Genomic DNA, 16,762 nt, shown 5'->3' with positions numbered 1-16,762 from the left:
TAATTTATTTAATTTTAGTTCCATATACTTTAAAATCGCACTGAAGCAATTCAGATATTTTTATTACGTCTTTACTTTCTAGCTGATGACTAGTTTTTAATTCAATTTGATTTTTCTTAAAATCTCTTTGAATGTCAATTATGGTTTTGTCTTCAGAAACAAATTTATTTACATCAAAATCTAAATCGAGATGTTTCGTATGCTGCAAAACTCTTATCATCATAGCTTTATTTAGTATATCTACTTTGCTATTACTAAAATCTAATTCTGTTTTTAATAATTTTTGAAATGCTTCAGCTTCAATAATCAATTTACCCATATTATCATTGACTGATTTATCATAATCAAACAACATCTTATCGAGACTTTTAGAAATTTCTTTTTTCAAATGTATTTCAAAATCATTAATTCCTTTTATCAAACTCTTCTCTATCTTCTCTTGAGCTTCTTTAATTTTATTGGCTTTAGATTTAAATAAAAGATTAGACAATCCAACCAAAATACCTCCTATTGCAATTACCCACCCAATAGGATTAGACACCAAACCACAAAAACCAACAACTGCTCCCACAACTCCAATTAAACTCCCACCAATTTTTAAGAAACTCCTTGTATTAAAAGTAGAATCTTTTTTTATGTTAAAACTTAAATTGTTAAAAAACAATTGAAAACTTTCCAAAAACTCATTTAACCTTGACCGTATTTCTGTTTGAATAATATCAAATTCTTCACTTATTCTCTTTTCTAATTGTTGTTTATAGCCCCTACTTAATAATTCTTTCTCCCAAAGTTTAGTCAATTTACTTTCGCTTAATTCACAATTATTTATTGCAAAATCTCTAGCAAATTTTCTAATTTTTGAAACATAGGTTTCAACTTCATCCTTTAAATTTTGTTCATATCCGCCTTTATTTTTTTTTAAGAAATCACTAAAAGAAATCTTTTCTTTTTTTAATCGTGAAATTATATCAGACAATGCTAAATACTGATAATTGATATCCGAATGAAAAGCATTCAATCTAAAATTAGTACCGTCAATTATATTTTGAGATTTTCGTAAATGTCCATTTTCAAATACAGTACTTTTTAAACTAATCAAGAATTCTTCAACATTTGAACCATCATACAATATCTTTTTTACCGAAGTATCTGTTTCTATTTCAGATAATTTTGACGCTAACAGCATAACAGGAATTACTCTATAATGATTGCTATTATAATATTTAATCATATAGTCATTAATCCTGTCTATATGCCCTTGAATGCTTTTATTATCTCTTCGTTCCCTCCATTTATTAGGATTTTTTAAAAACAAATTCTTTCGACTTTCGATTTCAAGATTTTCTTTCACATTTAGAAGAATTACTACAGGCTTGTTTTTCTTTTTAATTTCAGAAAGAAATTGAAATTCTGTTTCTTGAATAGCATCATCAGTGACTAAATAACAAATTAAATCAGACTCATCAACTATACTTTCAGCAATTTCAACATCAGACATTCCTCCAGGAGCACCAATTCCTGGAGTATCTACAATTCTTAAATTTTCCCAATTATATACTCTATTATATCTAGTAGTTCTGACTTTTCCAACGCCAATAGCGTCGTCTCCATCTTTTGTAATTATAGAATGCAAAGTACTTTTACCTGCTTTAGTCCTCCCCAAAAACGAAATTGTAAAATAATCTACCGAACGTTTCTTTTTATTCAGGACTTGAATATTCTCCTGCAAATGGTTCGTAGACATTTCTTTTATAGTTCTTTGGAGTTGACTAACAAATCCATCAAACTCTTCATCTTTCCTATTATGATTTTTAAGTTTATTATTTTCTAAACTATTTATTAATTTGACAATGCGATTAGAAGATTCGGAAATTACCTCTTCAACAAATTTTAAATCAAACTTTGCTGTCTTTGAAATTTGCTTTATTTTTTGCACAAATTGAGGACCATTCAATAAAATTTCTTTCTCTTTTTTATCTGATTGATCAGAATTGTTAATTGCCTTTTTATAAAACTTATCGTCTTTCTTTTTTTCTTCTTTGTAAAGAGACTTTTTTGATTTTTCAAGAAAAGATAATTCTAAAATAGCTAAACTTGAATCATTAAAAGGTAGTATTTTTTTTATCTCGTTTAATTTTTCTTGCTCTTTTATATGACAAAATCCATCAGAATATATAATATCTAGGAACAAATTATAAGCCTCATAAATTATAGTGTCAGGAAAAAAAGATAATTCTTTTACCAAATCACTCAAAAGAATTTTATTATCATCATCAGAAAAAATATTATTTATTTCGTTTTCAATATCAATACAATTTTTATTATATGCGTAAATAGTATCAAGTTCCTTATTATCTATTTGCTTATCAGCAGTAATTATATAAACAGCTATTAATGTAATTATAGATTTATGATCTTTTTCTTTTTTCATTTTACTTATTTTCTAAAACTCCTAACCATTCTCTCAATCCCCTCATCTGCTTTTTTCAAATTCGCTAAAGTCAATTTCAAATCAATTCCATAAATAGTTATATTAGCAGGATTACTCAACCAATCTTCCATTTTTCGTTTTCCTTTGGATTGATTGATGCTTCTTAAAGTAACGCCCACATTTTCGGGACAATTAACTACTAAAGCTATTTGGTCATCAGTTAAGTGAAATTTGAATTGGGTGTGAACTGCTTCGGAGGAACGCAAGTGTTCGTAGTCGTAAAGATCGCCGCCACGCAAAATTTTGCCTGTGTAAACATCTGTGTAAAGTGCTAATCCATCTCCGCCACGAATAAGTGCGGCTTGTTGCATTGTAGCTTTGGTTTTGGTGAAAATTTTATCAATAGCTAGTCTGCTATACGGACGATTTGGGTCAATCATGTTGGAACATTCATATTGGGTTTTCAAATATATAATTATTAATGCTATTTCTTACAGAAAAATACAGCTAAATATTGAAATGTTTTTTAATGGAATAAAATAATGAAAAGCGAGGAATACCTCCTGAATAGAGCAATTCATCCAATGACTTTCCAAACAAATCGATTATATTTGTAATTCGATTGAAACCCTTATTTTTCAATAAACTAAAATCAGCATTCTAAAATCTAAAATTAAAATGAGACACACCAGAGTTAAAGACTTACTAAACAGCCCAACATTACTTCACGAAGTCAATGCAAAAGGTTGGGTAAGAACTTTTAGAAACAATCAATTTATTGCGTTGAACGATGGTTCGACCATCAATAACATACAATGTGTCGTCGATTTTGAAAATACGTCCGAAGAAATACTGAAAAGAATCACCACTGGAGCAGCAATTTCGGTTACAGGAGATTTGGTAGAAAGTAAAGGTGCAGGTCAGAAATATGAAATTCAGGTTAAAAAAATCGAAATCCTTGGCGATTCGGATGCAGAAAAATTCCCGATGCAACCTAAAAAACATTCCTTGGAATTCCTGCGTGAAAACGCACATTTAAGAGTTCGAACCAATGCTTTTGGAGCGATTATGCGGGTGCGTTCAGTTTTGTCTTTCGCCGTTCACAGCTATTTTCAGCAAAAAGGTTTTGTCTATGTGAATACACCAATTATCACTGGAGCCGATGCAGAAGGAGCTGGAGAAATGTTCCAAGTGACTTCGTTGCCATTAGATAATTTACCCAAAAATGAAGAAGGCAACATCGATTATAAAAAAGATTTCTTCGGAAAACATACCAACTTAACCGTTTCTGGTCAATTAGAAGGAGAAACTTTTGCGATGGCTTTGGGACAGATTTATACTTTTGGACCCACATTCCGAGCGGAGAATTCGAACACTTCTCGTCATTTAGCTGAATTTTGGATGATTGAACCTGAAGTGGCTTTCAATAATTTGGATGACAATATGGACTTGGCCGAAGATTTTATTCAGTACGTAATCAAATATGCGATAGACAATTGTGCAGACGATTTGAAATTTCTGGAAGGACGATTATTGGAAGAAGAAAAATCAAAACCACAAGCCGAAAGAAGCGAAATGACTTTGCTTGAAAAACTGAACTTTGTGTTGGAGAACAATTTCAAACGGGTTTCTTACACCGAAGCGATTGATATTTTAAGAGATTCTACTCCCAACAAAAAGAAAAAATTTCAATACATCATCAACGAATGGGGAGCTGATTTACAATCGGAACACGAACGTTATTTGGTAGAAAAACATTTTAAATCTCCCGTAATTTTGTTTGATTATCCGGCCAATATCAAAGCGTTTTATATGCGTTTGAACGAAGACGGAAAAACGGTTCGTGCAATGGATATCCTTTTTCCAGGAATTGGAGAAATCGTGGGAGGTTCACAAAGAGAAGAGCGTTTTGACGTTTTGGTCGAAAAAATGAAAGCTCTAGGAATCGACGAAGAAGAATTATGGTGGTATTTGGACACTAGAAGATTTGGTTCAGCAGTTCACTCTGGTTTTGGATTAGGTTTCGAAAGATTAGTCCTTTTTGTAACAGGAATGACCAATATTCGTGACGTAATTCCTTTTCCGAGAACGCCACAAAATGCAGAATTTTAAAAAATGTTTAATCGGTTAATTGTTTATTTGTTTAAATGATTAACCAATTAAACAATTAACCGATTAAACAATTAACCTAAATGCTCAAGCAATTTCTAAATCTTAAACTTTCTCAAAAATTATCTCCACAACAAATTCAGTTGATGAAGTTAATTCAATTGCCTACGCAAGCCTTCGAACAACGATTGTTGGAAGAAATGAACGAGAATCCGGCATTGGAGTCGGGTACCGATGAGGAAGAAATTTACGATAATGACGAATTCAACAACGATGATGCTAATGATGAATTCGATGATTATGATGATAACGATAGCGAAGACATTAGCGACATCAACATTGACGAATATTTAAGCAGCGACGAAACGCCCGATTACAAAACCCAAGCCAATAATTACAGTGATGACGATGAGGAACGCGAATCGCCATTGGTTGCTCCAATCAGTTTTCATCAGGATTTAATCAATCAGCTGAATACTTTTATGCTGAATGATGACGAGCGTGAAATTGCCGAATTTTTAGTAGGAAGCATTGACGACATGGGTTATATCCGCCGTAGCACGCAGGATTTGGTTGATGATATGGCGTTTACTCAAGGTATTTACACCGATGAGAAAAACGTTGAGAGAATGTTGCATGTTATCCACGAATTGGAACCTTCTGGCGTTGGCGCACGAGATTTACAGGAATGTTTGTTGTTGCAATTGAAACACAAAACACCTACAGAATATATCGCATTGGCCATTGATATTATCGAAAATCAGTTTGATGCTTTTACCAAAAAACATTACGACAAACTGTTGCAAAAATATGCAGTTTCGAATGAGCAACTCAAAACAGCCATCAACGAAATTGAAAAACTGAACCCAAAACCAGGGGGTTCTTTTACAGGAAGCAATAAAATTACCGAGCATGTTGTTCCTGATTTTTCTATTCGAATAGAAGATGATGAATTGGTTTTGACGCTGAACGGAAGAAATGCCCCTTCCCTACACGTTTCCAAAGATTATCAGGAAATGATGCAAACCTATAAAAGTTCACGTGACAAATCGACGGCTCAAAAAGATGCGGTGCAGTTTATCAAACAAAAACTGGATTCAGCCAAATGGTTTATTGATGCCATCAAACAACGTCAGGAAACGCTTTATGTAACCATGAATGCCATTATGCACTATCAACAAGAATACTTCTTGGAAGGCGACGAAACCAAGCTAAAACCAATGATATTAAAAGACATCGCCGATATGGTTGGTTTAGACATTTCGACCATTTCTCGTGTGGCCAATAGCAAATATGTAGAAACACCTTATGGCACAAAACTGATTAAAGAATTCTTCTCGGAAGCCATGAAAAACGACCAAGGCGAAGATGTTTCGACCCTTGAAATCAAGAAAATTCTAAAAAACACCATCGAAGAAGAAGACAAACGCAAACCGCTTCCAGACGATCAATTAGCAGAAATTCTTAAAGAAAAAGGCTATCCTATTGCTAGAAGAACCATTGCAAAATACCGTGAACAACTGGATATTCCTGTGGCTAGAATGAGGAAGAAGATTTAAGAATTGAGATTGCAGATTGCAGCGCAGCTTTCAAATAAACGATTAAACAAATAACCAAATAAACCCTTGAAAAAAATACTTCCTTTTTTTTCCTATCTATTTCATCCGATATTTATTCCGATGTATGCGGCTTTATTTTTCTTTTTTTTGAATGATTCTTATTTTTCAAATCCAGAAAAATACTTTGCACTTATACAAATTGGAGTGGTTACGATTGTACTTCCTGTCTTGTTTTTCTTCGTTTTACGTTCTTTTGGACAGATAGATTCAATGATGATTGCCGATGTTTCCCAACGCAAAATCCCGTTAGTATTTCTTTGTTTTTTAATTATTTTATTGGTCAAAAAAAGCATCACCTTTGAACGGTTTCCGGAACTTCACTTTTTCTTTTTAGGAGGATTAGTCAGTACTGTACTGGCATTAGTATTATTATTTTTGAAAACCAAAGCCAGTCTTCATTTAATGACCATAAGTGGTTTAACCTTTTTTATTATTGGCTTGAGCATTCACAATCAAACTCAAAGTACCAATATGATTGCTTTTTTGGTGTTAATGAATGGTGTAGTGGCTTCTTCAAGATTAGAAATGAAAGCTCACACAGTAAAAGAATTAATTATTGGACTCGTTATAGGAATTATTCCGCAATTGCTCTTGTTCCGTTTTTGGTTATAGCACATAAAAAATAACACCAAAATTGATGGAGTTCATATCTATAGATTCTGTACTATTTTTTGCCGATTCAAATAATGGATTCAATCCGTAATAAGCATACACATTGATGGTGTTATATCCTGATGCAATATAAGCTCCGTATTGGAATTTGGTAAAATCTTTATTATTACTAACAACAATCTTCCCTTGTCCATCCTGAAAAACTGACTTATCATAAATCAAATAACTCATCTTGAAACCACCGTAAATACGCCAAAATTTATGACTTTCGTAAGTCGAGGAACGCCATCTCAATTCCAAAGGAACCTCAACCGACAATTGCGAGAATTTATTTTTGCTATACGCCACATCGGAATCCAAAACATTGTAAACTGAAACTCCGTTTGATTTTGTAATAGCTAAATTTTGATTGTAATTATTAAAGCTAAAACCAAGTCCTGGAGCAATAGCAAAAGTTCTTTTCTTGTTTATAGGCATATCTCGAAGGAAACCAAAAGTAAATCCAGGAGAAAATTTTTCTTGTGTCAATCCAATAGGTTTGTTTTGCAAAGAGTTGAGCGAAACCGAAATATAAAACTGATCTTCTCTATACAATGAATCTATTTTTACTGGAGTCAATTCAGGAGTTGCCTCTTGCGAAAAACCATCAACAACAGCAAATAGAAGAAATATTTGGAGCAATAAACGCATATTATTATTTTATGGGATAAAATTACAAAAAAACACAACCTAAAAAACTGCTTTATGCGAATAAAACTTTTATTCAAGCCTTATTTTTGTGAGCCGATGCTTCTGTTTTTAAACAGTTGATTTTCCTTGAATTAAATTATAAATCAAATTAGTATATATTGATAAAAAATGTATCTTTGCACCCTTAATTAATCGAGGTCGAGTACCTCAAAATTTAATCATTAGATTATGTCAGTAAAAATTAGATTACAAAGACACGGTAAAAAACAAAAACCGTTTTACTGGGTTGTAGCAGCAGATGCTCGCTCAAAAAGAGATGGTAAATACCTAGAAAAAATTGGTACTTACAATCCAAACACAAATCCTGCAACTATCGAATTAAACTTGGATAGTGCTGTAAAATGGTTGCACAATGGTGCTCAACCAACTGATACTGCAAAAGCAATTCTTTCTTACAAAGGAGCTTTATTGAAACACCACCTTGATGGAGGTATTCGTAAAGGAGCTTTGACTCAAGAACAAGCTGATGCAAAATTAGCAGCTTGGTTAGAAGCTAAAGCTGGAAAAGTGGATGCTAAAAAAGATGGTTTATCAAAAGCGCAAGCTGATGCTAAAGCTAAAGCTTTCAAAGCAGAACAAGAAGTAAATGCAAAACGTTTAGCTGCTGCTGCACAAGCTGAAGCTGACGCAATTGCTGCTGCAACTCCTGCAGAAGAAGAAGCTACTGAAGAAGTAGTTGCTGAAACTGAAGAAGCTCCAGCTGCTGAAGAAAATAACGAAACAGAAGCATAATTTTAGAAGGCAAAAATGCGTAAAGAGGATTGTTTCTATTTAGGTAAAATTGCCAAAAAATTTAGTTTCAAAGGAGAAGTTCTTGCCTATTTAGACACGGACGAACCAGAGTTATACGAAAACTTGGAATCAGTGTTTGTTGAATGCAACAAACACTTGGTTCCTTTTTTTATTGAAAGTAGTTCCCTTCACAAAAACGATTTCCTTCGCATTCGTTTTGAAGATGTAAAAACCGAAGACGAAGCCGATGCCTTATTGGGCAACGATTTATACCTTCCATTAAGAATGTTGCCCAAACTTACGGGTAACAAATTCTATTTCCACGAAGTAATTGGCTTTGAAGTAGAAGACAAACGTCTGGGAATTGTTGGAGAAATCCAATCAGTCAACGACACAACTGCGCAACCACTTTTTGAAGTTATTAATAAAGACGGAGCAGAAATTCTAATTCCAATGATTGACCATTTCTTGGTTAAAGTAGATCGCGAAAACAAAAAAATCATCATGGACTTGCCAGAAGGTTTGATTGAAATGTATTTGTAAAAAGGGTTAATCGGTTATTTGTTTATTCGTTTAATCGAAAAAATCTGAATTCTTTATGTCTAAATTCCAGTTTAAGCAATTTTCCCTCGAACAAGACCGTTGTGCCATGAAAATTGGAACCGATGGCGTTTTATTGGGTGCTTGGACTCCTATCGAAAATAATCCGTTTAGTGTTTTGGATATTGGCGCAGGAACAGGAATCATTGCCTTGATGTTAGCGCAAAGAACTTCAGCTGAACAAATCGATGCTTTAGAAATTGACGAAGATGCCTATGAACAAGCGACAGATAATTTTGAAAATTCTCCTTGGAATGACCGCTTGTTTTGTTTTCACGCTGGTTTGGACGAATTTGTAGAAGAACCCGAAGACGAATACGATTTAATAGTTTCCAATCCTCCTTTTTACAGCGAAGATTATAAATCGGACAATGAACAACGAGATTTAGCACGTTTTCAGGACGCTATGCCTTTTGAAGATTTGGTTGAAGCAGCCGCTTTATTACTTTCTGAAAACGGAATCTTCTCTGTTATTATTCCTTTTAAAGAAGAAGAAAATTTCTTGGCTCTTGCCAATGAATGCGAATTGTATCCCCTAAAAATTACCCGAGTAAAAGGAACTCCAACCTCCGAAATCAAACGCAGTCTTTTGGCTTTTAGCCGCAATGAAATTGACAACTTTCCTATTGATGAATTAATCATCGAAACCGCACGACATATTTATACTCCAGAATACATTGCTTTGACAAAGGATTTTTATTTGAAGATGTAAAATTCTTAAATCAATTTAGATTTATAAATAATTTCTTAAATTTGAGACTAAACAACTACAAACAGGTAGTTGAATGAGATTTTTAGAAAACTAATCGATTAAACTAGAAACTATGGATTACAAATTTTGGGTATCAATTTATGCAGCAATTATTTCAACAATCGTATTTTTCTGGCGTCTATATGAGTTTTATTTAGATCGAAGAGGAAAGCTAAAAATCTCTAATAGTTATATCACTCAATTTCCTATAGATTCAAATCAAAAAATTGGTACCGATGAGACATTTTTCGTTGTTACAATTATAAACCTTGGTAAAAACAAGCGTCAAATTGAAATTCCGAGATTTAAATTAGACACTAAAATTAATGGAAAAGAATATTTTAATTTTTTAGATTTTAATACAACAGAAAAATTCCCGAAAGCTTTGGAACCTGGGGACAAATATACATATAAAGTTAATTCTAAAGCTATAGATCATAATTTCAAAAAAACTGGTGTTTCAGAAATTAAAACTATAATTATTGATACATATGGAAAAAAATACTACTCAAACTGGTTTAAAATATAGTTAAAAATAAACTCAACACACATCACTATCCATTTGTAAATTTAGAAGAAAGAAAGTTTTTAATCATATATCAGACTCTCCCCAAAAAACTTGTTTTATGACAAGCAAACTTTGAATATCCTTATAAAACTCCAAAAACTTTCCTTTTTCTTCCCTTTCTTTCCGTAGCTTTGTTAGACCTTCAATTTCCAAATCATGAAACCAGACTTATTTCAAGCTCCAGATTATTACAACCTTGATGAATTATTGACGGACGAACATAAATTGGTTCGTGATGCAGCAAGGGAATGGATTAAACGAGAAGTTTCTCCTATCATAGAAGACTATGCTCAAAAGGCTGAATTTCCAACGCAAATCATCAAAGGCTTGGCTGATATTGGTGCTTTTGGCCCTTATATTCCCACTGAATATGGCGGTGCTGGCTTGGATCAGATTTCTTATGGTTTGATTATGCAGGAAATAGAAAGAGGCGATTCAGGTGTTAGATCTACGGCTTCGGTTCAGTCTTCGTTGGTGATGTATCCCATTTGGAAATACGGAAACGAAGAACAACGCTTGAACTATTTACCCAAACTGGCTTCGGGAGAAATGATGGGTTGCTTTGGCTTAACCGAACCCAATTATGGTTCTGATCCGGGAAGTATGATTACTCATTTTGAAGACAAAGGCGATTATTATCTTTTGAATGGTGCCAAAATGTGGATTTCAAATGCGCCTTTTGCCGACATTGCCATCGTTTGGGCAAAAGACGAAGCTGGAAGAATTCACGGATTAATCGTAGAACGAGGCATGGAAGGTTTCTCCACACCAGAAACGCATAACAAATGGTCGCTTCGGGCGTCGGCAACAGGAGAGTTGATTTTTGATAATGTCAAAGTTCCAAAAGAAAATTTATTGCCTAATAAATCGGGATTAAGCGCACCTTTGGGCTGTTTAGATTCGGCTCGTTATGGCATTGCGTGGGGAGCTATTGGTGCCGCAATGGATTGTTACGACACGGCTTTGCGTTATGCAAAAGAACGCATTCAATTTGACAAACCCATTGCAGGAATGCAATTGCAACAGAAAAAATTAGCCGAAATGATTACCGAAATCACCAAAGCACAATTGCTGACTTGGCGTTTGGGAGTTTTGAGAAACGAAGGAAAAGCAACCACCGCACAAATATCGATGGCGAAAAGAAACAACGTCAATATGGCTATCACTATTGCTCGTGAAGCCCGACAAATATTAGGCGGAATGGGGATTTCAGGCGAATATTCAATAATGCGCCATATCATGAATTTGGAATCAGTGATTACTTATGAAGGCACGCACGACATTCATTTGTTGATTACAGGAATGGACATCACAGGGATTTCGGCTTTCAAATAAAAACAACTATTAAACTATTCATAAAATTGATAGTAAAAGCTTCTGGTTTTCAAGAAGCTTTTTTATTTTTATAAAAAAATTAAAAAATGAATATAGCAGCAATAAACAATAGCATCAAACCTCAAAAAGACTTATTATTAAATCATTCTTTGTATGAAAAGGTAAAAACTATTGAGGATTTGAATTCCTTTCTGGAAAGTCATGTGTATGCCGTTTGGGATTTTATGTCGTTATTAAAAGCATTACAATCTAAGCTAACCTGTACTACTACTCCTTGGATAGCCACAGAAAATCCAGAAACACGCTATTTAATAAATGAAATTGTACTTGCTGAAGAAACAGATTTAAGTATTGATGGTCGTCGTCAGAGCCACTTTGAAATGTATGTTGAAGCAATGGAAGCTTGTGGCGCAGATACGACAGGTATTCATCACTTTTTATCCGAATTGAATTCGCTTCAAAATATTTATGTGGCTATCAAGAAAAGTAATTTACACTCCAATATCAAAGCCTTTTTGGACTTCACTTTCAGAGTAATTGACGAGGGAAAAACACACGAAATTGCGGCGGCGTTTACCTTTGGAAGAGAAGATTTGATTCCAAGTATGTTTACCGTAATTCTGAGAAATTTTCAGGCTAATTTTCCAAAAGCCGACTTGAGTAAACTGATTTACTATTTCGAAAGACATATCGAACTCGATGCTGATGAACACGGCCCAATGGCAATGCAAATGATAACCGAACTTTGCGGAACAGATGCTCAAAAATGGGCAGAAGTCGAAGCCGTTTCTATTCAAGCATTAGAAATAAGAATTGGTCTTTGGGACGCTATCGAAGAGCAAATTTTATTGAAAACTGAAATGGCTTAAATTTTAGTTTTTAACCCCAATAAAAAAAGCAAATTTCGCTAACAATTAGCGAAATTTGCTTTTTTTGTTTCATTTAGAAATGGGTAATATTTCAATTGTCCCATCGAGGTCTAGATGTTATTGAGGTTCTCGACTGCGCTCGAACTGACAAATATTTCTAATAGACAACTTTATCGTTAACTATTGTTCCATGTTCTAAAGTAGTTTTTACAATCAATACTTGTTCCTTTGTGGTAAAATCAATTAAAACTAATTCATTAGCATTAACATTCAATTTTTGATAAATTAGTTTCCCTGACAAATCATAAATTGCCACTTTAGCAATAGTTTCAGCAAAAGAATTAATTTTAATTTGTTTGTTTTTAAGACTAACTACAACTTGGTTTTTAGTATCATCAAACTCTCCTGTTCCTAGTGTTTTGTTGGTAAATTTCAAAACAAAACGATCGTTGAAAGTTCCTGCTGTTGTATTGAACGTATAATTACCTGTTTTTAGATTCGAAACCGTATTGGTCAATTTGTCTTCCAAAAATACCGATTGATTGGTTAACAATCCATCGGCATGATTGATGTTAATTGTAAATGCTCCAGTGATAGCGGTTTTGAAACCCAATGGCACTTCGTCATTTTCATCGAATGGCAAAGCACGACCTTGAATGACCAAATTTTTATCCTGATTGATGCTATAAAAATCAATAAATTCATTTCCGTCAAAAGTTACTCCATCAAAACGGTCTTCGTAATTATTCGTAGCATCAGTAATATAACCTATCAACGTTTGTTTGAAAGCACCTTCTTTATTGCTTACATCCAACCAAATGCGGTGTTTTTCTCTTGCTGTAGTTTTGTTTTTAGTATCATTTTTGGTTCTAAAAAATTGGGTGTTATTAGCAGCTACACGCATACTATTATTAAATACAACTGAACTCCCAGTAGCTGTACTAGTAGCAAAAAAACTTTGTCCAGCAGCAATTTTTCCTGATGGTGTAAGACTTCCACTTGCTGAAGGAGATCCAGAACCAACTGTTACACCTCCCAAAGCATTATAAGCAGCATAATCATTTGACGTATAGGCATAAATTCCAGACCCTGCTGTTCCTGCTGGCAGATTCGAGGCTGCTTGAATAGCTGTTTTATGTGTCCAGAAATAAATAGTTCCTTCTAAAACAGCTGCATTATAGTCTAAAAAAGTTTCGGCATCCAAAGCAGACGGATACGGATTTCCTAGAAGCACTGATACTCCTGATGGTCCAATGGCTAAAGTTTTTGCCCCATTATTAGGAACACCTGTAAAAGTAGCTGCGAAAAAAGTTGGCGGTGACGGAGTAGGACTTAAAGTTCCTCTCATAATATAGCCTTTTCCAACTGCCATTGTAGTTGCTAATGATTCTTGTTTCCAATTTTCGGGTGTTGCAAAATCATCATAAGAATAATACAATCCCGAAGCATAAGAAGGGGAGATATTCAAGGTCTGATTAGCCACTGGCGAAGACCAATAGGTATAATCAGAAGAAATCACTTGTGCCGTACTTCGTCTGTAGATAATATTCCCTGAATTAACTGCAGCATCATTAATTTGTACTAAACTGGCGGTGTCTTCAAAAGTCAAAGTACCCGATCCTGATACAGTAACGCTATTGGTTATTGTTAAAGTTCTTCCAGAATTTATAGTAACATTTCTTCCTGTATTTACGGTACACGAACAACCTGTAATATCTACATTTGGGTCTATTGCTGGAGGATAATTTCCGTTAAACACAATAGCTTCTGAACTTGACGGAACAGCACCAGTGGACCAAGCAGCACCATTCCATGTATTTGTAACTGGTGAGTTGATAACAATATTTGATGAACTAGCAGAAGCACCGCATGTATCCATAGAATACAACTGCGATTGCGGAATAATTTGGGAAGCTTGACTTGGACTACTCCATGATAATTGAGCAATGGCATCTCCTCCATTTTCAAAAAATTCTAATACAATACTATATTTCACTCCTGCGGTAAGCGTTATATTACCATTATCAACAGTAACTCCATGATTAGTCCAATTGTTAATAATTTGAACACCGTTTACCCATAATCTTATACCATCGTCACTGCTGGTTGAAAAAGTGTAAGTTTCACTATAAAGTGGCTGTACATAACCTGACCAACGTACAGAAAAACCGTCATTAGGAATTGAAGGATCTGGACTGCCGCCTCCCCAATTGAAACCAGCTGTAGCATCAGTTCGTGTTAGTGCTGGCGAACCTGTAAGATTCATATTAGTATAATATTCTCCTTTTAGACCATTAGTCAAACCATTTACAGAATAAGTGTATGTATTAGGGGTAAGTGCTGAAATAGTTGTACTTGTTCCTGTTCCTAATGTTGTAACACTTCCGGGAGTTCTCGTCAATATCCAAGAACCCGTTGGCAAACCATTTAACACAACACTACCGGTAGCTATTGAACAATTTGGTTGGGTTATGGTTCCAACTATTGGCGCTGTTGGTCCACTAGGTTGTGGATCAATAACAATATTTGCAGAAGCTGGAGAGGCACAACTGCCAATTGGAAACAAACGTGTTGTTGGTATAATTTGCAAAGGTTGACTCGGATAACTCCACGATAATTGAGCAACTGCACCACCTGAACTTTCATAATATTCTAAAACAATGTTGTATTTTACTCCAGCAGTAAGTGTTATGTTACCCGTATTTACTGTTGGTGCATGATTCGTCCAGTTATCAATAATTTGTACACCGTTGACCCAAAGCCTAATACCATCATCACTATTTGTTGAAAAAGTATGAACTCCGGTAGTGACTGGTTGAACTTGACCCGTCCATCGCACTGAATAGCCATCGTTAGGAATTGAAGCTTCTGGACTTCCATTACCCCAATCAAAATTAACTGTGGCATCAGTACGTGTTAGTGCTGGAGAACCTGTAAGATTCATATTATTGTAATACTCCCCTTTTAGACCATTACTCAAGCCATTTACGGAATAAGTATATGTTGATCCTGCGGCAAGTCCTGATATGGTTGTACTTGTCCCATTTCCTGTTGTTGTAACACTTCCTGGATTTCTGGTCAACACCCATGAACCTGTAGGCAAACCATTCAAGACAACACTAGCTGTAGCTGTAGAACAGGTTGGCTGTGTGATAGTTCCTACTGTAGGAGCCGAAAGAGCTGGACTTACTGTTAACTGAACCGAGTTAGAATTCGTACGACAACCCGTACTTGACCACACAATACATCTTACATAATTGCCAGAATAAGATAATGGCGTATTACTTAATGATAAAGTTGCTGTTGTATAACCCGAAACATAAGGCGCCAAAGAAGCATCTGTATTTATCCAGTTTATATTGTCCGATGAATATTGCCATTGATAGGTTGGACTGGTTGCAGAAGTCGCCACACTAAAAGTTCCTCCTGAATTTTCGCAAATAGTCAAAGCTGCAGGTTGTGTAGATATTGTTGGAGCAGTACAACTGTTGTTTACTCTACCTGTGCCTGAAAAATAAGTATTGGTTTGATTTGTTGCACCAGAGGTAGTTGATCCCCAAGAACCAGAAACCGTTCCTTCTCCTCCAAGAGTTAAAATACCGGCAGAATGAGTTAAACCCGAACCCAAATTAGCAATTGCAGTTGTGGCAATAGAAAAATTATTGGTGGTAGTTACCGCAGTTGTAAATGTTTTAGTCCCTGAACCTGAAAGAGTAAGATTGTTGTAAGTATAATTTCCAATGTTTTGCGCACCAGCATTATTATAATTCACAGTGCCTGTAGCAGATGTTAATGCTCCGCCCGTAATTGTACCACCTACATTCAATGTCCCAGATCCTGAAAAAGTTACTTGATTCCTGTCAACATCTCCATCATTCATTGTTATACTACCAAAAACATTTACCGTCCCTGTAGAAATTGATAATCTAGAATATCTATTATCATTTCCTGTTGGTGCCATTGAAATAGATGCTGCTGTTAAGCTACCCGCTGCAACATTCAAAATTTTATGATCGCCTGTACCTGATCCTGCTAAAATAGACACTGCACCAGAAACAGTAAGTGAATTTGTTCCGCTAATTGTAACACCGCTTGCTGCGTTCCCATTGTTAATCGTAAGTGTGGTACATAAAGCCGCAATATTAACAGTAACAGTGTTTCCATTAGCTATAATTACGTTATCACCAGCATCAGGAATTCCATCTCCATCGGTACCACTTGTAATTGTCCAAATTGCTGGGTTATTCCAATTTCCAGAATTATTAGACGTAAAATCAGCAGCATTCGCTATATTGACCATCAAAACCAGCATCAAAAAGCCAATTGAACGTAATGTTGTAGAAGTATTTTTTATAGAATTGGAGTAAAAATTATTCATAAAAAAGA

At 34.8% G+C, this 16,762-nt stretch carries 13 protein-coding genes; 9 read left to right on the top strand and 4 right to left on the bottom strand.

All coding sequences use genetic code 11. From position 1 onward, the window contains the following. Nucleotides 1-4: 4 nt before the first annotated feature. Both OZP15_RS02345 and OZP15_RS02340 read right to left on the bottom strand, forming a co-directional pair. Nucleotides 5-2,431, bottom strand: a complete 2,427-nt coding sequence (locus OZP15_RS02345; protein ID WP_281336900.1) for a GTPase — start codon at nucleotides 2,429-2,431, stop codon at nucleotides 5-7. A gap of 5 nt (nucleotides 2,432-2,436) precedes the next feature. Beyond that, the gene (locus OZP15_RS02340) at nucleotides 2,437-2,898 is read right to left on the bottom strand and encodes a hypothetical protein (protein WP_269226898.1); all 462 of its coding nucleotides are present in this window, start codon (nucleotides 2,896-2,898) and stop codon (nucleotides 2,437-2,439) included. Between the two features lie 211 nt (nucleotides 2,899-3,109). On the opposite strand from OZP15_RS02340, the gene asnS reads away from it, so the two are divergent. The 3 genes from asnS to OZP15_RS02325 all read left to right on the top strand — a co-directional run bounded on the left by asnS (nucleotide 3,110) and on the right by OZP15_RS02325 (nucleotide 6,771). Next, a complete protein-coding gene (asnS, locus tag OZP15_RS02335) occupies nucleotides 3,110-4,543 on the top strand; it encodes an asparagine--tRNA ligase (protein WP_269226897.1) in 1,434 nt (477 codons plus the stop codon). 80 nt (nucleotides 4,544-4,623) lie between these two features. Next, nucleotides 4,624-6,099, top strand: coding sequence for an RNA polymerase factor sigma-54 (gene rpoN, locus OZP15_RS02330; RefSeq protein ID WP_281336899.1), 1,476 nt, complete (start codon nucleotides 4,624-4,626; stop codon nucleotides 6,097-6,099). A 66-nt stretch (nucleotides 6,100-6,165) separates the two neighbouring features. After that, nucleotides 6,166-6,771 (top strand): hypothetical protein, encoded by a 606-nt coding sequence (locus tag OZP15_RS02325; RefSeq protein WP_281336898.1) that lies wholly within the window; start codon nucleotides 6,166-6,168, stop codon nucleotides 6,769-6,771. Here the strand turns inward: OZP15_RS02325 and OZP15_RS02320 are convergent. Further along, entirely contained in the window at nucleotides 6,766-7,461 is a 696-nt protein-coding gene (locus OZP15_RS02320; RefSeq protein WP_269226895.1) for a porin family protein, read from the bottom strand. The two genes, OZP15_RS02325 and OZP15_RS02320, sit on opposite strands and share 6 nt — an antisense overlap. A 228-nt stretch (nucleotides 7,462-7,689) precedes the next feature. On the opposite strand from OZP15_RS02320, the gene OZP15_RS02315 reads away from it, so the two are divergent. The 6 genes from OZP15_RS02315 to OZP15_RS02290 all read left to right on the top strand — a co-directional run bounded on the left by OZP15_RS02315 (nucleotide 7,690) and on the right by OZP15_RS02290 (nucleotide 12,376). Next, nucleotides 7,690-8,253, top strand: a complete 564-nt coding sequence (locus OZP15_RS02315; RefSeq protein WP_281336897.1) for a 30S ribosomal protein S16 — start codon at nucleotides 7,690-7,692, stop codon at nucleotides 8,251-8,253. A gap of 15 nt (nucleotides 8,254-8,268) precedes the next feature. Further along, the gene (rimM, locus tag OZP15_RS02310) at nucleotides 8,269-8,796 is read left to right on the top strand and encodes a ribosome maturation factor RimM (protein WP_281336896.1); all 528 of its coding nucleotides are present in this window, start codon (nucleotides 8,269-8,271) and stop codon (nucleotides 8,794-8,796) included. Nucleotides 8,797-8,851: 55 nt separating this feature from the next. Continuing rightward, on the top strand, nucleotides 8,852-9,565 hold the full coding sequence (locus OZP15_RS02305) for a tRNA1(Val) (adenine(37)-N6)-methyltransferase (protein WP_281336895.1): 714 nt from the start codon (nucleotides 8,852-8,854) through the stop codon (nucleotides 9,563-9,565). 112 nt (nucleotides 9,566-9,677) lie between these two features. Beyond that, the gene (locus tag OZP15_RS02300; RefSeq protein WP_269226893.1) at nucleotides 9,678-10,133 is read left to right on the top strand and encodes a hypothetical protein; all 456 of its coding nucleotides are present in this window, start codon (nucleotides 9,678-9,680) and stop codon (nucleotides 10,131-10,133) included. A gap of 195 nt (nucleotides 10,134-10,328) precedes the next feature. Beyond that, nucleotides 10,329-11,507, top strand: coding sequence for an acyl-CoA dehydrogenase family protein (locus tag OZP15_RS02295; protein ID WP_281336894.1), 1,179 nt, complete (start codon nucleotides 10,329-10,331; stop codon nucleotides 11,505-11,507). Between the two features lie 86 nt (nucleotides 11,508-11,593). Further along, nucleotides 11,594-12,376 (top strand): DUF3050 domain-containing protein, encoded by a 783-nt coding sequence (locus OZP15_RS02290; protein ID WP_281336893.1) that lies wholly within the window; start codon nucleotides 11,594-11,596, stop codon nucleotides 12,374-12,376. A 157-nt stretch (nucleotides 12,377-12,533) separates the two neighbouring features. On the opposite strand, the gene OZP15_RS02285 is transcribed toward OZP15_RS02290, so the two are convergent. Further along, complete coding sequence (locus tag OZP15_RS02285) at nucleotides 12,534-16,754, bottom strand: DUF8693 domain-containing protein (protein WP_281336892.1); 4,221 nt, start codon at nucleotides 16,752-16,754, stop codon at nucleotides 12,534-12,536. Nucleotides 16,755-16,762 lie beyond the last annotated feature (8 nt).

This window comes from Flavobacterium eburneipallidum (assembly GCF_027111355.2).
Classification (GTDB): Bacteria; Bacteroidota; Bacteroidia; order Flavobacteriales; family Flavobacteriaceae; genus Flavobacterium; species Flavobacterium eburneipallidum.
Note: the sequence above shows the minus strand (reverse complement) of the source record. Positions and strands in the feature narration are given on the sequence as shown.